The organism is Coprococcus sp. ART55/1 (genome assembly GCF_000210595.1).
Taxonomy (GTDB): domain Bacteria; phylum Bacillota; class Clostridia; order Lachnospirales; family Lachnospiraceae; genus Coprococcus; species Coprococcus aceti.
In genome coordinates this window covers 2,181,899-2,199,688 of record NC_021018.1, presented here as the reverse complement: position 1 = coordinate 2,199,688, position 17,790 = coordinate 2,181,899, and the positions used below count along the sequence as shown (strand labels likewise).

The 17,790-nt window shown below is 45.6% G+C and carries 17 protein-coding genes; 6 read left to right on the top strand and 11 right to left on the bottom strand.

Annotated elements, in window-relative coordinates; genetic code table 11:
* From CCU_RS09910 to glgB, 3 genes are all read right to left on the bottom strand, one after another.
* The coding region (locus tag CCU_RS09910; protein WP_208896154.1) for a bifunctional homocysteine S-methyltransferase/methylenetetrahydrofolate reductase at positions 1-1,542 on the bottom strand (1,542 nt) is incomplete at its 3' end.
* A gap of 234 nt (positions 1,543-1,776) precedes the next feature.
* The gene (locus CCU_RS09905; protein WP_055280133.1) at positions 1,777-3,336 is read right to left on the bottom strand and encodes an ABC-F family ATP-binding cassette domain-containing protein; all 1,560 of its coding nucleotides are present in this window, start codon (positions 3,334-3,336) and stop codon (positions 1,777-1,779) included.
* Between the two features lie 12 nt (positions 3,337-3,348).
* On the bottom strand, positions 3,349-5,226 hold the full coding sequence (gene glgB, locus CCU_RS09900) for a 1,4-alpha-glucan branching protein GlgB (RefSeq protein ID WP_015534541.1): 1,878 nt from the start codon (positions 5,224-5,226) through the stop codon (positions 3,349-3,351).
* A gap of 313 nt (positions 5,227-5,539) precedes the next feature.
* On the opposite strand from glgB, the gene CCU_RS09895 reads away from it, so the two are divergent.
* Positions 5,540-6,073, top strand: coding sequence for a TetR/AcrR family transcriptional regulator (locus CCU_RS09895; RefSeq protein WP_015534540.1), 534 nt, complete (start codon positions 5,540-5,542; stop codon positions 6,071-6,073).
* A gap of 20 nt (positions 6,074-6,093) precedes the next feature.
* Here the strand turns inward: CCU_RS09895 and CCU_RS09890 are convergent, their stop codons facing one another.
* From CCU_RS09890 to CCU_RS09880, 3 genes are all read right to left on the bottom strand, one after another.
* Positions 6,094-7,113, bottom strand: coding sequence for a PTS transporter subunit EIIB (locus CCU_RS09890; RefSeq protein ID WP_015534539.1), 1,020 nt, complete (start codon positions 7,111-7,113; stop codon positions 6,094-6,096).
* A 39-nt stretch (positions 7,114-7,152) separates the two neighbouring features.
* Positions 7,153-7,953, bottom strand: a complete 801-nt coding sequence (locus CCU_RS09885; protein WP_015534538.1) for a DNA alkylation repair protein — start codon at positions 7,951-7,953, stop codon at positions 7,153-7,155.
* A 62-nt stretch (positions 7,954-8,015) separates the two neighbouring features.
* On the bottom strand, positions 8,016-8,969 hold the full coding sequence (locus CCU_RS09880; RefSeq protein ID WP_015534537.1) for a D-2-hydroxyacid dehydrogenase: 954 nt from the start codon (positions 8,967-8,969) through the stop codon (positions 8,016-8,018).
* A gap of 257 nt (positions 8,970-9,226) precedes the next feature.
* On the opposite strand from CCU_RS09880, the gene CCU_RS09875 reads away from it, so the two are divergent.
* The 3 genes from CCU_RS09875 to CCU_RS09865 all read left to right on the top strand — a co-directional run bounded on the left by CCU_RS09875 (position 9,227) and on the right by CCU_RS09865 (position 11,313).
* Complete coding sequence (locus tag CCU_RS09875) at positions 9,227-9,478, top strand: acyl carrier protein (RefSeq protein ID WP_015534536.1); 252 nt, start codon at positions 9,227-9,229, stop codon at positions 9,476-9,478.
* A 39-nt stretch (positions 9,479-9,517) separates the two neighbouring features.
* Positions 9,518-10,561 carry a hypothetical protein gene (locus tag CCU_RS09870; RefSeq protein WP_015534535.1) on the top strand — a complete coding sequence of 348 codons (1,044 nt, stop codon included), beginning with the start codon at positions 9,518-9,520 and terminating at the stop codon, positions 10,559-10,561.
* A 185-nt stretch (positions 10,562-10,746) separates the two neighbouring features.
* Positions 10,747-11,313 carry a TIGR00730 family Rossman fold protein gene (locus CCU_RS09865; RefSeq protein WP_015534534.1) on the top strand — a complete coding sequence of 189 codons (567 nt, stop codon included), beginning with the start codon at positions 10,747-10,749 and terminating at the stop codon, positions 11,311-11,313.
* On the opposite strand, the gene udp is transcribed toward CCU_RS09865, so the two are convergent.
* The 3 genes from udp to CCU_RS09850 all read right to left on the bottom strand — a co-directional run bounded on the left by udp (position 11,303) and on the right by CCU_RS09850 (position 12,763).
* Positions 11,303-12,070 carry a uridine phosphorylase gene (gene udp, locus CCU_RS09860; protein WP_442852324.1) on the bottom strand — a complete coding sequence of 256 codons (768 nt, stop codon included), beginning with the start codon at positions 12,068-12,070 and terminating at the stop codon, positions 11,303-11,305. The genes CCU_RS09865 and udp overlap by 11 nt on opposite strands.
* Before the next feature lie 95 nt (positions 12,071-12,165).
* The gene (locus tag CCU_RS09855) at positions 12,166-12,399 is read right to left on the bottom strand and encodes an HPr family phosphocarrier protein (protein WP_015534532.1); all 234 of its coding nucleotides are present in this window, start codon (positions 12,397-12,399) and stop codon (positions 12,166-12,168) included.
* A 118-nt stretch (positions 12,400-12,517) separates the two neighbouring features.
* Positions 12,518-12,763, bottom strand: coding sequence for an HPr family phosphocarrier protein (locus CCU_RS09850; RefSeq protein ID WP_015534531.1), 246 nt, complete (start codon positions 12,761-12,763; stop codon positions 12,518-12,520).
* Between the two features lie 377 nt (positions 12,764-13,140).
* Between CCU_RS09850 and CCU_RS09845 the strand changes: the two genes are divergently transcribed.
* Entirely contained in the window at positions 13,141-14,973 is a 1,833-nt protein-coding gene (locus CCU_RS09845) for an ABC-F family ATP-binding cassette domain-containing protein (RefSeq protein ID WP_015534530.1), read from the top strand.
* An 84-nt stretch (positions 14,974-15,057) separates the two neighbouring features.
* Here the strand turns inward: CCU_RS09845 and CCU_RS09840 are convergent, their stop codons facing one another.
* Complete coding sequence (locus CCU_RS09840; protein ID WP_015534529.1) at positions 15,058-15,216, bottom strand: DUF6472 family protein; 159 nt, start codon at positions 15,214-15,216, stop codon at positions 15,058-15,060.
* A 174-nt stretch (positions 15,217-15,390) separates the two neighbouring features.
* Between CCU_RS09840 and CCU_RS09835 the strand changes: the two genes are divergently transcribed.
* Positions 15,391-16,665 carry a transglutaminase domain-containing protein gene (locus tag CCU_RS09835; RefSeq protein WP_015534528.1) on the top strand — a complete coding sequence of 425 codons (1,275 nt, stop codon included), beginning with the start codon at positions 15,391-15,393 and terminating at the stop codon, positions 16,663-16,665.
* Between the two features lie 98 nt (positions 16,666-16,763).
* On the opposite strand, the gene CCU_RS09830 is transcribed toward CCU_RS09835, so the two are convergent.
* Positions 16,764-17,681, bottom strand: coding sequence for a hypothetical protein (locus CCU_RS09830; protein ID WP_208896153.1), 918 nt, complete (start codon positions 17,679-17,681; stop codon positions 16,764-16,766).
* Positions 17,682-17,790 lie beyond the last annotated feature (109 nt).

Genomic DNA, 17,790 nt, shown 5'->3' with positions numbered 1-17,790 from the left:
TAGGATCTGTGCCTGCTCTCTGGAGAGCACCGGCTGTGTCAGAAAGAATTCAGCCCCGGCTTCCATCTTTCTTTTTATTCTGTCTATCTCAAACTTTGTGTTAAGTCTGTTCTGGTTAATCGCTCCGCCGTAGGTGATCTTATCCCCGCTGAACACCTCTTCGTTCATAGACTGCAGCAGCTTCATCATTCCGACTGAATCAAAGTTGAACACGCTCCTGGTCGTCTGTCTGAACATGACCGGAACCGGATCACCTGTTATGACAAGGAAATCCTTTATGCCATTAAGCTGTGCACCGAGCACGCTTCCCCTTATGGCTATGGCATTCTTATCACGGCAGCACAGATGCGGCATGACCCTGAGTCCTGTCTCCTTGTGCACTTTCTCCGCCATGAGTATGGAATTCGCTCTGGTTCTTCCCGATGGCGAATCAGGGAATGTCACCACATCCACATGTGACTGCTTAAGTATATGGGCTGCATCAAGCAGCTTCTGATCGTTGACATCCACCGGTGGTGCCAGCTCCACAGCAATCAGCTTGTGCTTGTGTCCGTCGGCATTTTTTGTGGCTGCCCCGCCACGCTCCAGACGTCCTTTGAGGAAATTGTCCTTTACAGCACTGTCAGCCTGTACCTTTTCCACATGAACCTTGGCAGCCTTTGCAATATCTCCGGTTTTCACCCGTTCCATGATCTGATGTATGTATTCAGGATTTGTTCCGCAGCATCCTCCTATGATATCTGCACCAAGCGCCGCTATGTCCTGGATCTTATCTATGAATCCCTCTTTGTTGTCATTGAACACCAGTCTGCTCTGTGTAAACTTCGGGTATCCCGCATTCGGCATGACTGATACAGGCTTTCCGCAGTCTATATCCAGCTTTTTCAGAAGCTGAAGCATATGGTACGGACCAACTCCGCAGTTGAATCCAACGCAGTCCACGTCCTGATTTCCTGCCACCTGGGAGAGCAATGCCCTTGCCGAAAATCCACAGTTGCTGTACCCAAACTGGTTCACGCAGAACGACACCATGACCGGCGTGTCCTTTCTTGCCTTCAGGTGCTTCACCACAGGCTCGAGCACATTGAACTCAGGAAATGTCTCAAACCAGATGATATCCACTCCCATGTCCTGCATCGCCTCACCCAGCAGCTTGTACTGTGACACCCTTTCATTCAGTGTGAGACCGGCATCCGCAGGTATTGGGCCTATATCTCCGGCAATGTATACCTTTTTGTGATCCGTTCCAGCTTCGCCGTCCGCAGCCTGCTTCGCAAGCTTTACCGCCGCACGCACATTTGAAATAACATAATCCGTGTCAGCATCAAGGCTCGCTGTATTTGCCGCAAATGTATTTGTCCTTATAAGCCCGGCTCCCGCCTTCACATACTCTTTATGGATTTCAAGTACCCGCTCCGGGTGGCGCATGTTTGCAAGCTCAGGAGCGACAGTTCCCTGCTCTCCGTACATTCCCACATAACAGGTTCCAAATGCCCCGTCTGCAACAAGTAATTTATCCTTTAAACTCTCAAGTATATTCATCTAACATCTCCATCCTAATATTATTTTTCACCTGCGTCTATATCCGTACGATTATACAGTACTTTTTGAGCAGATGTATCTATTTCTGCGCTGAGTGCGCATTTATCTTTAGCACTTTACCATATTAAACTGTCCTATATAGAATAATATAGGAATTTCGATTAGTCAAATTTACGCTAAAAAATTGCCAGGTTCAAAAAATCTATTTGAACCTGACAATTTTATAATATCTGATCACTGGAGCAGCGTGTACTGCTCCAGATTCCACACGTCTGTCACAAGACCATCATAAAATTCAGGCTCATGACATACCAGAAGTATAGACCCCTTATACTCGGAAAGAGCACGCTTCAATTCATCCTTGGCATCAACGTCAAGATGGTTTGTCGGCTCGTCAAGCAGAAGCACATTTGTATCAGTGTTGATTAACTTGCAAAGTCTCACCTTCGCCTGCTCGCCACCCGAGAGGACCTTCACCTTGCTCTCGATATGCTTGGTGGTAAGTCCGCATTTGGCAAGAGCCGCACGTACCTCATACTGGGTATATCCCGGGAATTCCTCCCAGATTTCCTGCAGGCATGTATTCTCACTCGGCTTGACCTCCTGCTCAAAGTATCCAATGTGCAGATAGTCGCCAAGCTGCGCCTTGCCGGATATAGCCGGGATAAGTCCAAGCACACTCTTCAGGAATGTCGTCTTTCCTATACCATTCGTTCCTGTGATGGCTATCTTGTCACCGCGCTCCATGCGGAGATTCATCGGTTTGGAAAGCGGCTTGTCCTTGCTGTAACCTATCACCAGATCATCGGTCTCGAATATGACCTTACCAGAGGTTCTCGCTTCCTTGAAGTTGAACTCAGGCTTCGGTTTCTCACGCTCAAGCTGAATGACATCCATCTTGTCAAGTTTCTTCTGTCTGGACATAGCCATATTTCTTGTGGCAACCCGGGCTTTATTTCTCGCCACAAAATCCTTCAGCTCAGATATCTCCTGCTGCTGCTTTCTGTACGCAGCCTCAAGCTGGGATTTCTTCACCGCATACACCTCCTGGAACTTGTCATAATCGCCGACATATCTGCCCAGCTGACAATTCTCCATATGGTATATGATATTTACAACTGAATTCAGGAATGGAATGTCATGGGATATAAGAATAAACGCATTCTCGTATTCCTGAAGGTATCTCTTGAGCCACTCTATATGGTGTGCATCAAGATAATTCGTAGGCTCGTCGAGCAGAAGTATCTCCGGCTTTTCAAGCAGAAGCTTCGCCAGCAGAACCTTGGTTCTCTGTCCGCCCGACAGCTCAGTTACATCCTTGTCCAGTCCCAGCTGCAGCAGGTCAAATGCTCTGGCAACCTCCTCAACCTTCGAGTCTATTATATAGAAGTCATGGCTGTCCAGAAGATCCTGAAGAAGTCCCATCTCCTCAAGAAGAGTGTTCATCTCATCCTCGTCAGTGACCTCCGCCAGCTTGTCACATATCTCATTTATCCTCTTCTCCATATCGAAAAGTCTGGAGAACGCATCCCTCAGCACTCCGCCTATGGTCATGCCCGGCTCAAGGACCGTGTGCTGATCCAGATATCCGACCTTCACATTCTTCGCCCAGGTCACTGTACCCTCATCCGGCATGAGACTGCCCGTCACTATATTCATGAAGGTTGATTTACCTTCACCATTTGCGCCGACAAGCCCTATGTGCTCGCCTGCCAGAAGTCTGAATGACACATTTTCAAATATTGCCCTGTCACCAAATCCATGGCTGAGGTTGCTTACATCTAATATCATAATCTCTCCTTTTTACTAATCCACCGGCTTTAAATACATTACAGACAGAGCCGGAAGATCAAAGCCGAAGTCACCGCATACGCCCTTGATACTCTTCACGGTGTCTTTAGTGTTTCCACCGTATTTATTCCAGTCCGTGTTCATGAGGACTTTCATGGAATTGCCCTCGCCGTATCTGAAGTGATAATCCCTGTATGTATTTCCTGATAGGTTCATGACTACTACTATCTTATTTTCCTCAATAACTCTCTGGAATATATATACAACATCCTGCTCTTTGCCACAGAGTATCCAGTCAAACCCGTGAGGATCATCATCCCACCCTGACAGCGCAGGCTCTTTCAGATAGAGCTTATTCAAATCTTTTATAAATCTGTTAAATGAATCGTGGTTCGGGTATTTCAGTATATCCCAGTCCTGCTCACGCTTCTCGTCCCACTCTCTTAGCTGGGCTATCTCGTTACCCATGAAGTTAAGCTTCTTGCCCGGATGCGCATACATGTAGGCGTAGAGCGCCTTTGCATTTGGGAATTTCTCTTCATATGATCCCGCCATCTTCTGGGCTATGGTTGCCTTGCCATGTACAACCTCGTCATGCGAGAGTGGCAGCATGTATCTCTCATTATAAAAATACATCATGGAGAATGTCAGCTTGTGATACTGGTCGCCTCTGCAAAACGGCAGAGTTCTGAAGAAATTCAATGTGTCATTCATCCAACCCATATCCCATTTGTAGTCAAATCCCAGTCCGCCGTATCCGACTTCCTTGGTGGTTCCCTTGTAGTCCGTGGAATCCTCGGCGCAGAGAATACATGACGGGTGTCTGTCCTTAAGTCCCTGGTTAAGCCCCTTTATAAACTCAACCGCCCTGTCATTTACACCTCTAGACTCGTCGCCCATCCAGTAGATTATCCTGCTGATGGCATCCATTCTTAGGCCATCAAAATGATACTCTGTGAGCCAGTAATTCGCCGCACTCTTGAGAAATGTCTGAACTTCTCCCTTGGAATGGATGAAATTCTTACTACCCCACTCGCTGTAGCCCACATCATCGGTCGGATGCTCATACAGATTGGTTCCGTCATACTTTGCAAGTCCATATCCATCCAGTGCAAAATGCACAGGCACATAGTCCATGATGGCACCTATGCCGTTCTTGTGAAGCGTGTCGATGAGGAACTTCAGGTCATCCGCCGTTCCGTATCTAGCCGTCGGACTGAAGAATCCGGTATTCTGGTAGCCCCATGACTCATCACATGGATGCTCCGAAAGCGGCATAAACTCCACATAATTGTAGCCCTGCTCTTTCAGATATTCCACAAGCATCGGTGCTATCTCTCTGTATGTATACCAGCCCTCAGCAACTCGGTCAGTCTCAATGACTTCTTCCGGTGTCAGCTGTTTTCCATTCTCATCATACACCGGCTTGCAGTGCCATGAGCCCATGTGCATCTCATACACATTGAGCGGACCACCCTTGCACTCATTCCGTGTCCTCATCCATCTTGCATCGCCAAATGTATACTCATCCATATCTCTTATTATAGATGCAAATGCCGGTCTCAGCTCCATGCCGAATCCATACGGATCACAGTGATCCACACAATATCCATCTCTCTGGTATATCTTATATTTATACATCTGTCCGGCCTTTGCCCCCGGCACAAAACACTTGAAAAAGCTGCCATCGTAACACCTCTCCATGGCAGTCTCTCCCCATGAATTGAACTCACCTGTAACCGTCACCGACTCCGCATTCGGTGCATACGTCACAAAGTCCACTCCTGTCACTGCTTTCCTCCTGCTCTTGCCCACGTTCTCCTTCACAACGTGTGCGCCGAGCTCATTGTAGGCATCAAAGCACCTTCCCGAATAAAACTCATACAAATCCATAACTTTTCCTCCATACAAAGTTAGTGTTCAAGTTCCATCATCCAAGCCCTCTCAGTCATTTCTTGACTGTAGTAAATTACCTTCAGTATACCGTTGCACATCCGCTATATGAATATTCGTTTTTTGATAAAAGTAAAATAATTTACTCCAGACAATTATTGACAATTAGATTTAATATGTATATACGTTTTTTTGACTATATCTTTCTTTTGTTGTATTCTATATTATAATGCATAGAGCATCATCAGGGCGCTTACAGCCATTTATAATCATTACCCGCGTACAGCTTTTGTATGATCAGAAAGGAGCTTTTATGGACAGAAGGATTCAGCGTACACGCAACAGCTTATTCAGCGCATTTATCGAACTGCGTGCCACCAAACCTGTGGAGAAGATCACAGTGAAGGAACTCACAGAAAAGGCCAATATCAGCAAGCAGACTTTCTATCTGCATTTTCAGGATATATATGATCTGTCGGAATACCTCGAAAATGATGCTCTTCTGTCCCTCATCGGTGACATTCCAAATCCAGAATATATGCTTACCAATCCTGCAGAAGCAAGCAGGCAGTTATGCAACGCATTTATCAACCAGGGACATTTGTTCTCCATACTCTTTCCTGATGACAATAGAAGCTATGGAGTCCTGACCAACAAGCTCGACGCCCTCATCAAGGAGAAGATATATGACGCCCGTCCCGAGTTCAGAGATGACCTTGCCAAGAATGTTGAGGTGTCAATGTTCGTACAAGGCTGTGCTTATACTTTCCTGAAATACAAAGATCAGGATGCCGCTATGGTCATAGATACCCTTGCTGGGATCATAGACAGGGCAACCAGAGCGTAAATAAATGGCATGTGAGCTTTTCAGACGACAAGCTCGCATGCCACATATTCATAATTCACTTTCTCTCTCCGGTTTATCTTAAGCTGATATCCTTTATCTATGCCACCAGAATGACCTGTATCAGCATTTTCATCGGAATGTACCTCCAGCACAGCATATACAGTTTCGCCTCTGCCAGCAAGCGTCTCATATGGATACTCTGCAAGCAGCCTTCCTTTTCGCACCTTCTCACCATCACCACATGTAAGTCTTATATCTACATAGCTCTGTGTCCTCTGCCATCCGGTGTCGATCTCTGATATCAGATATATCCTGACCACGTATCCTTCCTCAGATGTACACTCTATCTGACCTTCTCCGGCTTTACTATATCCAGCCTTGCAGTCAAACGGCGCTCTGATCTCTCCCCGTGTGGCTCGAATCGCACACAAGCCGACACTCCCGTCTCCCAGGTTCTGTAGGCAATGTATATCAGATACGCGCACAACATCACCTTCAACAGGCACATACACCTTCTTAAGCACTCTTTCATAATCGATCTCAGCCTCCTGTTCAATATTATCTTTCCTGTGTCCATCTATATATCTTCCAAGCTCTCGGCATATCCTTTCCACCTGATCCTCATAGAATACCTGCACCTGCCTGCCCTTTGCCAGTATTCCCAGAGCTCCTGTGGCTTTCAGTTTTCTCCTGTCCACCAGCGCCCCGTTGTTCACCGTAACTCTAAGTCTTGTATCACTGCTCCTCAGACTGTAAATATTTGCTGTTCCTCCCAAAGCTCCAGCAATGGCAATGGCTACAGCATCACCATCGATGTAGTTATCCTCCGATGAATACTCCCTGTCCTCCCGCTCATCCTGACTATCTTCCAGACTGCCTGAGGCATTTCCCCTGACGTATTTTCTTATCCATACGGTCAGACATACCGCAGCCGCCAAACAGACAATCACCAGCACCATTGCCACCATAAACTCATTTTCAATATTATTGATCCCAGTCAAAGCAAAAAGGACATCCATATCCGCATTCAAATTTCTCATAAGAATTCCTCCTGCAAATATAATGTCCTTCTCTTAATTTTAATATTCATTTATAACTTCCGCAAACCTGTTCACATCCGCTTCCGGCAGCCTGTATATCTTCTCTATCTTGTTCTTAGTCATCTCCAGAATCTGCCTGTCAAACTGTGCACCTTTTATGTACTCAATCGTCTTGTCCGGGAACACGAAATAGCTCTCCGCCAGGCCAAAGGCTACACCGTCCTTTGCATAGTAGCCGCCATCCTGCATATGTTCAAATGCATAAAGGCATTTGTCGATATACTTGTCATTCACAAAGTAGCACTTCAGCATGATAGCCACGAACCTGAGTCTGAAGTCATCGGACATATCCTGCCAGGTTCCTACTGCGATGCCTCCCTGTCCCTCTGGAATCTCTGCCTCCTCCTTCTTTCTCCACGCAGGATTCAGCTCGGAATCTCCCATATACTTCATGATGAATTCCCACACTATCTCCGGGTACATGGATGCCGCCACAAATGTACTGCAGAACGAGTCACACACCCACCAGTTGTCTATCTTGGGAACAAATTCATCGGCATATGCAAGTATCTCCTCCAGCTTGCCCTGTGCGAATCCAAGGACAAGCCCCTGAATGACCACATCCTCCAGCGTATCATCCGGCGCATGCTTCAGATACTCCTTCCAGTTTATGTCGGCTATTTGTCTGGCTATCTCCTTCAGGTCATCCAGCCTCACACCTATTATATTGCCACAGCCCGGAAGGTTCATGGCCAGATATTTGCCAAATTCCGGATCCATGTGCTCATACAGTTCAGACCTAACCAGTCTGTTCACATCCTCAAAAGAACTGCTCTCCATCTTCCTGATCTATCCTTTCTTCTTACAGCTAAATTTCTGCTCTATGGCTAATCTTATTCTTTTTATACTGTATTTACAGGCTTTCCATTGAGAAACGCCTCTATATTGCCACCCGCTATATTGAGAAGTCTCTCCCTGACCTCCTTCGGTGCCCAGGCGATATGTGGTGTTATGATCACATTCTTTGCCGTGAGAAGCGGATTGTCCGCCGCCATAGGCTCCTGTGCTATGACATCCACCGCGGCTCCAGCTATACGTTTCTCGTTCAGTGCATCTGCCAGATCCTTCTCCACTATGCAGCCGCCTCTGGCAGTGTTTATGATGAATGTAGTCTTCTTCATCCGGCCTATCGCACTCCTGTCTATCATTCCCTCCGTCTCAGGGAACAGAGGACAGTGTATGCTTATCACATCCGACTGTGCGAACAGTTCATCCCTCTCAGCCCAGCTTATCCAATCGCCATCCGGCAGGGCTTTCCTCGTCCGGCTGTTCACCAGCACCCTCATGCCAAATGCATGTGCGATCTCTGCCACCTTCATACCTATACTGCCATAGCCTATGATACCCATAGTCTTGCCCGCAAGCTCCATGGTCGGCATCACACTGTAGGAGAAATCCTTACTTCTAACCCAGCCACCGTCCTTCACTGACGCATCATGCGCCCCGACCCTGTTTGCCAGTTCCAGAAGCAGTGCAAATGTAAACTGCGCCACAGCATCCGTACTGTATGCCGGAACATTTGTAACCACTATGCCGTGCTCATGTGCCGCCTCCACATCGACCACATTGTAGCCGGTGGCAAGCACACCTATATATCTGAGGTTCGGACAGGCCTCGATCACAGCCCTGTCTATCACCGTCTTGTTCGTTGTTATGATCTCCGCATCGCCTATCCTTGAGACCACCTCTGACCTGTCGGTTCTGTCATACACCGTCAGCTCGCCATACTTGCCAATACTGTCCCAGCTAATATCGCCGGAATTCGCCGCACATCCATCCAGAACAACTATCTTCATGTCCATCACCCTGCCTTATCGTATATTGTTGTTCTATATTTTACATCAACTGTCTGATTTTTTTAAAAAAATTATAATATTTTATTCAACTATACCATATTTTACACCATATACTTCACGGTAATTTTAACATTTAACACAAAAATGCACAAATATTTCTGTACGGATTGAATAATTTTATTGAAAAATACTGTCAAACACATTAAAATATAAGTAACGTGCATTGGTAACATATCAAAACGAATGGGAGGTTTGAAATGGACAAAGACACATTAACAAAAAAAGTATTGGAGGTTTTTTCTGATATTCTTCCAGACATAGATGCGGGCAAGCTGGACATGACTGCAGAACTCACCACCGAATATGGCGTGAATTCCGTTTCCATCATTCAGTTCATCGTCGGACTTGAGCAGGCTTTTAACATTGAATTTGATGATTCTGAGCTTGCACTTGGCCTCTACTATGACATGAACGATGTAGTCAAGGCTGTAGCAGCCAAGGTCAGCTAACATCACGTAATCTTAATATGAAATGGAGGTAATAAGCACATGAGCAAAAAGATTTTGCCAATAAGCTATCCAATGATAACATCCTGGCAGTGGCATGCCACACTTTTCTCGATCATAGGGGACGACGAGAAAGCCAAGAATTGGATATTCAGCAATTATATACAGTTAAGATGTTACAACATCGAAGAGATCTTCACAGGAGATGAGATGCTTCTTGCAGATATGATGCCGGGAAGCAGTTCACTTAAGGAATGTCCTTATCTTCTCTTCTCTCTCATGACAAAGGAGCAGGTGGAGAGCTACTGCGGAGATATTCTCACTTTCATCAAGAAGACCATCAATCTGGGCGGATATGTATACGGAGTATTTGACGAGGCTAAGATCCTCTGCGATTCCGGTGCCGACTACAAATTCCCACACGAGCTCTTCATCTACGGATATGACGACGAGGAGCAGCAGTTCTATGTTGGAGATTTCACATTTGGCGAGCATTATTCCTACTCAAAAGTATCATACTCAGATGTGAGAAACGGCTACGACACAATCACAGCCCAGGAGGATCATATTTTCAAGGACGACTACAAGGGACGCCGTGGAATATACGTGATCCAGAAGAATCTGGCTGATACATACTACGAACTCGACACACAGTATATCAAGGATACCATCATCGAGTACCTTGAGTCAAAGGATACCAAGAATCACTTCCGTATGATGAGGAATCGTTTTAAGGACACAGTATTTGGGGTTGATGTCTACGATGCGGTTCTGAAGCAGATCGGCAAGCAGCTTTCAGCAGAGGATCCAGACTTTGATATACGTGCTCTTCACATCCTGTATGACCACAAGGTTCTCATGATGGAGAGACTCAAGTACATGATGGATCACGGATATATCGAATTCAACGGTGATATCCTGAATGATTATATGGAGGTTGAGAACACCATGCTCACCGCCAGAAACCTTCTCATCAAGACTTCCATCACAGGCAAGGTTGACTGTATGGACAGATTTGAGAAGTACCTTATGGGTGCAAAAGAAAAAGAGATCGCAGTTCTGGGCAAAGTTGTTGAGCTTCTGTAATCTCATATCATTCTTTTCATGTTTTCCCTTTGCGGGGCAGTCCTATGGCTGCTCCGCATTTTTTTGCGATTTTACATTATTTTATAAATAATTTCTTCCAAATTATCATTTACTTCTATATACTGTTTAATAAATGGTTTTTCGGCAGTTCAGGAATACCTGGCATTGTCACATTGGAGGTTTTTATGAATATATGTGTATACGGCGCGTCAAGCAACGACATTGACAGATCTTATATAGAAGAAACAGAATATTTAGGAAGGGAAATCGCCAAAAGAGGCCACACTCTTGTGTACGGCGCTGGAGCAAATGGGCTCATGGGCGCAGTGGCAAGGGGTGTATACGAGGAAAATGGCACCATAATAGGCGTCACTCCTTCATTCTTTAATGTTGACGGAATACTGTTTGAGAATGTCTCCGAGCTGATAACCACTGAGACCATGAGAGAGCGCAAACAGATCATGGAAGATAAGGCAGACGCTTTCATCGTAACGCCCGGCGGAATTGGCACTCTCGAGGAATTCTTTGAGATCCTCACGCTCAAGCAGCTCGGACGTCACGGCAAAGCAATCGTAATTTTCAATCAGAACGGATTCTACGATCATCTTCTGTCCATGCTCAAAGAGACGTCGGACAAAGGCTTTATGACGCCTGCGACCAACGAGATATATACCGTCATGGATAATTCAGATGAGATCCTTGACTATCTTGAAAGCTACAAGACAGACATAGGTCGTGTATTCAAGTTCTGATAAGCTTCTTCACAGCTTCAATAGCCACACGTATGGCTTTATCGGTGTCGTGTACCTCAGGATTCGGGAGACCGGCTGCAGCCCTCTCCTGATTCGCCACCACAAGGAAGCACGCACCGACCCTGACCCGCAGGAACGCTCCAACTATGAACAATGCAGCAGATTCCATCTCAGAGGCCTTGCAGCCCATCTTCTTCCACGCTTCCCATTTGTTCATAAGCTCATATCCAACCGGCATGATTCCCGGCGAATGCTGTCCATAAAATGAATCCTTGCTCTGAACCACACCTGTGTGTGCCGTCACTCCAAGTGCTCCTGCTGACTCTCTGAGCGCATTCACCACATCTATATCCGCAACCGCAGGGTACTCTATAGGCGCATACTCTCTTGACGTGCCCTCCATCCTGACAGCTCCCGTGGCGATCACCACGTCTCCGCCGACGATCTCAGTCTGCATACCGCCACAGGTTCCAACCCTGATAAAAGTGTGGGCACCGGCGTGCACCAGCTCCTGCATGGCTATGGCCGCCGACGGGCCGCCTATACCTGTGGACGTGACACTGACCTTCTCTCCATCCAGATAGCCTGTATACGTGACAAATTCCCTGCTGTCCGCCACCAGCTCCGCATCTTCGAGACACGCTGCTATCGCCTTACATCTCTTAGGATCCCCCGGCATGATAACATACTGGCCTATCATATCCTCATTTACCTTTATATGGTATTCCAACCCCTGATCCGCTTCGTATATCATAATCATCCCTCCTGACACTTGTCTCACAGCATAGGAAAAGCAGGCTTGCAGAAAATCTGCAGCCTGCTTTTCTAAGCTTTCTTATGTATCCTATAGAATTAGCACTTAAACTCATCAAGCTTTGCCTGAAGCTCTGGTGCAACTTCTCCATGAAATTTCACTGTAAGTGGCTTCTCAAGATTTAAACTGAACACACCTAAGATTGACTTTCCATCTACGACGTACTGAGCTGATGAAACGTCAACATCATTTGGAAACTGATTCAGGTATGCAACAAACTTCTTGATGTCATCCATAGTGTTAACTTTAGCTTTCATCTCTGTAATCTGCATTGGCTGCGCCCCCTAATATCTCTTAATATTTATAAGGACATTCTAACACTCCATCAACGAATGTGTCAATGCATACAGACCACGAATTAGCTATGAAAATTATTGTAATAAATACTCCTTATGCAGCCAGCATAAATGGCTGTAATGTATTTATAAACGACTCTGTCGCTCCGTTATAGAACTTTACTGTGAGTTCCTGATCAAGTCCAAGACTAAAAACTCCCAGTATTGATTTGCCATCTACAAGATAATTCCTGTTGGATGAATATACATCAACGTCTCCATCATATTTTCTCATTGTCTCTACAAACTGTCTTACCTGCTCTACCGAATTGAGCTTAACCCTGATATTTGTTGATTCCATGATAATTACCTCCATTCCTGTCCGTAATCAATGTTCAATTTATACTACTTTTTGGAATAATTTGCAAATTACAAAATTGTAATTTTGTAAACCAATTTGTGCAAATGGCTTGTTTTTATTAACCTAAAGCGCCTTTTCAGGTTATTTTTTAGTCATGTTGTATAAATTCAGGAATGTTTTTTTACAAATATACTGTCGGGTGGAGATCATGGTCTTATATATTTTCGTCTATTTTTAATTATTCTCAAATGGTATTTCTATTATGATATGCTTCTTGACTCGTCAATTCTCCCCAATTACAATAATACTTACATGCAAAGCCGTTTTCACGGCTCATTTTGACGAAAGGGCGGGCACAAAGCCCCATAAGAACATATATGAACCTACTTACAATAAAAGGATTTTCAAAAGCATACACTGACAAGATTCTGTTCGATGACGCAGACTTTTCAGTAAATTCAGGAGAAAAGATCGGTGTCATAGGCGTAAACGGCACTGGTAAATCAACACTCCTCAAGATCATAGCCGGCATAGACGAATGTGATTCAGGACAGTTGTCAAAGGGAAACAACGTGGTCATAAAATATCTTCCACAAACCCCCGACTTCGCAGAGAAGGTCAGCATATACGACTATGTCATCACTGCAAATGTCGACGAGGAGAACAAATGGAGCATAGAGGGTGATGCCAAGGCATTTCTTCACCGTCTCGGATTTGACGACACCAGCCTCATGGTGAGCACACTTTCAGGAGGTCAGCGAAAAAAGGTCGCTCTGGCTGCGGCACTGCTGTCAAGATGTGACATTCTTGTTCTGGACGAGCCCACCAACCACCTCGACAACGATATGACAGAATATCTGGAGGATTACCTTAACAACTACAAGGGCGCTCTGGTCATGGTCACCCACGACAGATACTTTCTTGACAAGGTGTGCAACCGCATAGTAGAGATCGACAAAGGCAAAACCTACAGCTACAATACCAACTACGAAGGCTATCTCATGCTGAAGGCAGAGCGTGAGAGCATCGCACTTGCCACTCAGAACAAACATCAGAATATCCTGCGCAAGGAGATTGCATGGATGCAGAGAGGTGCTAGAGCCAGAAGCACAAAGCAGAAAGCCCATATCCAGAGATATGAGAAGCTTGCAAGTGAGGAGCTTATAAAGGAAACTCAGTCGGTTACCATGAGCTCAATCGCGAGCCGGCTGGGAAACAAAACAATAGAGCTCTCCCATATAGCCAAGACCTGGCCGGGCAGACCAAGTCCGGTCATAACGGACTTCTCATACAACTTCCTGAGGACTGACAGGATAGGTGTTGTTGGCCCAAACGGCTGTGGCAAGACAACGCTCATGAAGCTCATAACCGGTGTCACCAAGCCGGACAGCGGAACCATAGAGATCGGAGACACCGTAAGGATAGGATATTTCTCTCAGGAAAATGAAGCCTTGGATCCCAACATGAAGGTACTCGACTACGTCAAAGAAACCGCAGAGTATATCCAGACCACCGAAGGTCTCATGTCAGCATCCACCATGTGTGAGAGATTTTTATTTGACGGCACTCTGCAGCACCAGCGCATAGAGAAGCTCTCAGGAGGCGAGAAGCGAAGACTGTATTTGTTGAAGGTTCTCGTATCATCGCCAAATGTACTGATCCTTGACGAGCCAACCAACGATCTGGACATTTCCACACTGTGTATACTTGAGGACTATCTCGATTCCTTCCAGGGCATATTGATAGTCGTATCACACGACAGATATTTTCTGGACAGAGTCATAAGAAAGCTTCTGGTGTTTGACGGCTGCGGCGGTATCTCACAGTTTGAGGGCGGTTATACCGATTATTATCTGACCCACGGTTCATTTGCCAACAGCGCATCGGCAGGGGCAAATACCCAGACAAAGCCGGAGCGTGTCAGCACAGCGGACAAGGAACCCGCCCAGAAAAAGAAAACGCAGAATCCATCCATGAAGAAAAAATTCTCCTTCAATGAGCAGAGGGAATATGACACCATAGAGGACACCATCGCCCGGAAAGAAGCTGAGATAGAGCAGACGGAGACCGATATCAACAACTCTGTGTCAGATTTCGTGAAGCTTAACGAACTCACACAGAAAAAGGAACAGCTTGAATCAGAGCTGGATCAGCTTCTGGAGAGGTATGTGTATCTCACGGAGCTGGCGGAGTCATTTGAAAAGAACTGATCACATTGATCATTTGCCAGAAAAACGGGAGACGCGCTGCTGCACATCTCCCGTTTTTCTTCAATCGTCACATCTGATGTCTCACTATCCTGTATTCATCATCCAACTGAAATACGGACAATTGTCGTAACCTCTTGCCACAAATCTGGCAAAGTCATCCTCATCCATATTCACCAGGCACTCATAAAAATCATCTTCTTCATCGTACACATAGTGTGCACACATATCGCAACTGGAAGCCATGTGTTTCCTCCTTCCATCCGTTAACCATCAGGTTTTTACTATTATACACATATGCGAAGCAAAATCCAACCGCTTTAACCCATTTTCTCTGGCAATAATAACCATAATGTGTTATTATTGAAGGAAGTATATAAAGGGGCTTTGCATAAGCAAAAGAAGGAGTGTGTTCCAGTTATGAAGAAAAAATTTCTTGTACTGCTGCTTACGCTTACCATGATATTATCATTTTCTCCATATGTCGCAAAGGCGGCGGATACAGATGATACGGACAGCAGTAACAAAACCGATACCATAGATGGCAGAACTTATTTCTATGACCAGTTTGACAACAGTGCGTACAGAACCGTCTACAAACAGATCAACGATGCAGCTCAGAAATTCAACGAGTCGACATCCAATGCTTCTTATCAGGACGGCGGATATTACACAGCATTTACATTGTCGGTCAGCAACAAAGACTGGGAAGTTATCGGAAACGATGGAATGGATCAGATCGTCAACGCTGTACTCGCCGATCATCCTGAGTATTTCTGGATGTCCGACAGCTATCAGTGCAAGCAGGAATCCTCGGGAGAACTCAGATATACAGCTCTCACCATCGAGTGCTATTCACTGTATGCCAACGGAGATACACGTTCCATATACAAGAACAACTTTGACCTGACCGTCAAGAATTATGCAGCTTCTCTGGATGAGAGCGCAAAGGATTACGAGAAGGTATATCTCATACATAATTCGATCATCAACAAAGTTTATTATGCCTCAGATGCAACATCTAAGAGCAAGGACAACATATACGCATACACCGCAGACGGCGTGTTCAACTCCAAGTATCAGTCGGCAGTCACCTACGGATATGCAAAGGCTTTCAAGGCCATTATGGATTACGTCGGTGTGCCATGTCTGTACATTGAGGGACAGAATTCAGATCTTCTGGACGACTCGATGGACACACAGAAGCAGCTCAAAGAAGAGAGTTACATCAACAACTGTGCATGGAATGCCGTTTATCTCGGCGGAGAGTGGTATCTCATCAATCTCGGTCTGGACGATCCTATAACCACAACAGGTAAGGAGGCATTGTCATATACATACTTCAATGTAACCGACGAACAGGCAAGCAACCTTACAGCCATCACATCAAGACTTCCGGGTATACCAAAGTGTACCGGAACAAAGTACTGCCTCTCAAAGGTTCAGGCAGATCTTGAAGCGGATGGACTGTGGGAGAAGTCAAGCTACAACATAATCGACAAGATACTGGACAAATACGGTTTATCCGTAGTCCTCATAAGCATAGGTCTCATCCTGCTTCTGGTGGTAATGCTCATCAAGAACATACACAAGAGCAGATCGAAGAAGAAAAAGGAAAAGGTTAAAAAGACCAAGACAACAGTGGTTGACAACTCAGAGCTGGATGCAGAGCTGAGAAAGCCGCCTATCTCATAAAATACTAAAATCAAAAGGCTCAATGCTTTCGGATTTCATCCCCGTCAGCATTGAGCTTTTTTCTGTCGTTTTTCAAGATATTTTATTTCGTTCACACCCTACTCATCAAAGTTACTCTTGAGTACATTTACGGTGATCTGTCTGGACGCCTTGTTGCCTGCCCAGTCCTCCGCTGTGAGAGTCACTGTTACGGTTCTCTCCTTGCTTGTGTCCACATCCTGAGAAGCTTTAAGCGAATCCTGCACATCCGGATCCTCATCTGTGACATTGTAATAATCACTCCAGTTTATATCCGTTCCCATAGAAACGTCTATCTCGTCCGGGCCGTCTATGTATGGATTTACCTCGTCAACAACATTTATCACAGCCTTTTTTGTCTTGCTTAACTTTCCACGTCTGATCTTATATTTGATGGTGTACTTACCAAGCTTATCCGGTACAAATTCTGAGTTGTCATATTCCAGCCTGGCATCATTGCTGTCCGGCTCAATATAGTTTGTTATATCAAATATATCACCCATATTATAATCCGTCTGGATCTGCTTGACCCTGAGCATGCTGGATCTCATGATCATCGTGATCACAAGTGCAAGCACTATTCCAACCACCAGAGCCGCCACGACCATCATTTTCGTATTCAGCTCATATCGCTTCTTTTTATTTCTGCTCTGCGCGGATTTTTTACCGGAACCTGTTGACGATCTGCTATTCGCCGGTCTCCTGGTCTTGCTTCCTGAAGACACGGACTTCACCGACTTTTCAAGTGGACGTCCCGTACTTGTGCGCCTTTTGTCCTGCGCAGTTGCACTTTTCGGACGACTCGCCGATGATAAGTGGCTGCCCGATGCCGGACGATTTCCCGACACAGGACGGCTGCCTGATGCTGACCGACTGCCTGACGCTACTCCCTTGCCCGGCTGTGTCTTTTTCACACTGCTCGTTGTTGCACGGCTCACATTTCCCTTATGAGCTCCTGCGCTCCCTTTATTCTGCCCCATATCCTGTCTGTCTGCCAATTTATATTACCTCCTAAAACATTTGTCTTAACTTTATTCTCAGTACATTATACATAATATTTTACACCCATACAATCATTTCGGATTGCAATAGTTGTAAATAAGTGAG

Bases quoted from the DNA above. Each gene is read 5' to 3' on its own strand.
- CCU_RS09890 (WP_015534539.1), bottom strand. From the start codon at position 7,113: ATGAGAAATTTGAATGCGGATATGGATGTCCTTTTTGCTTTGACTGGG.
- CCU_RS09855 (WP_015534532.1), bottom strand. From the start codon at position 12,399: ATGCAGATTACAGAGATGAAAGCTAAAGTTAACACTATGGATGACATC.
- CCU_RS09880 (WP_015534537.1), bottom strand. From the start codon at position 8,969: ATGAAGATAGTTGTTCTGGATGGATGTGCGGCGAATTCCGGCGATATT.
- CCU_RS09870 (WP_015534535.1), top strand. From the start codon at position 9,518: ATGAGCAAAAAGATTTTGCCAATAAGCTATCCAATGATAACATCCTGG.
- CCU_RS09875 (WP_015534536.1), top strand. From the start codon at position 9,227: ATGGACAAAGACACATTAACAAAAAAAGTATTGGAGGTTTTTTCTGAT.
- CCU_RS09865 (WP_015534534.1), top strand. From the start codon at position 10,747: ATGAATATATGTGTATACGGCGCGTCAAGCAACGACATTGACAGATCT.
- CCU_RS09895 (WP_015534540.1), top strand. From the start codon at position 5,540: ATGGACAGAAGGATTCAGCGTACACGCAACAGCTTATTCAGCGCATTT.
- CCU_RS09835 (WP_015534528.1), top strand. From the start codon at position 15,391: ATGAAGAAAAAATTTCTTGTACTGCTGCTTACGCTTACCATGATATTA.
- CCU_RS09885 (WP_015534538.1), bottom strand. From the start codon at position 7,953: ATGGAGAGCAGTTCTTTTGAGGATGTGAACAGACTGGTTAGGTCTGAA.
- CCU_RS09845 (WP_015534530.1), top strand. From the start codon at position 13,141: ATGAACCTACTTACAATAAAAGGATTTTCAAAAGCATACACTGACAAG.
- CCU_RS09840 (WP_015534529.1), bottom strand. From the start codon at position 15,216: ATGGCTTCCAGTTGCGATATGTGTGCACACTATGTGTACGATGAAGAA.
- glgB (WP_015534541.1), bottom strand. From the start codon at position 5,226: ATGGATTTGTATGAGTTTTATTCGGGAAGGTGCTTTGATGCCTACAAT.
- CCU_RS09850 (WP_015534531.1), bottom strand. From the start codon at position 12,763: ATGGAATCAACAAATATCAGGGTTAAGCTCAATTCGGTAGAGCAGGTA.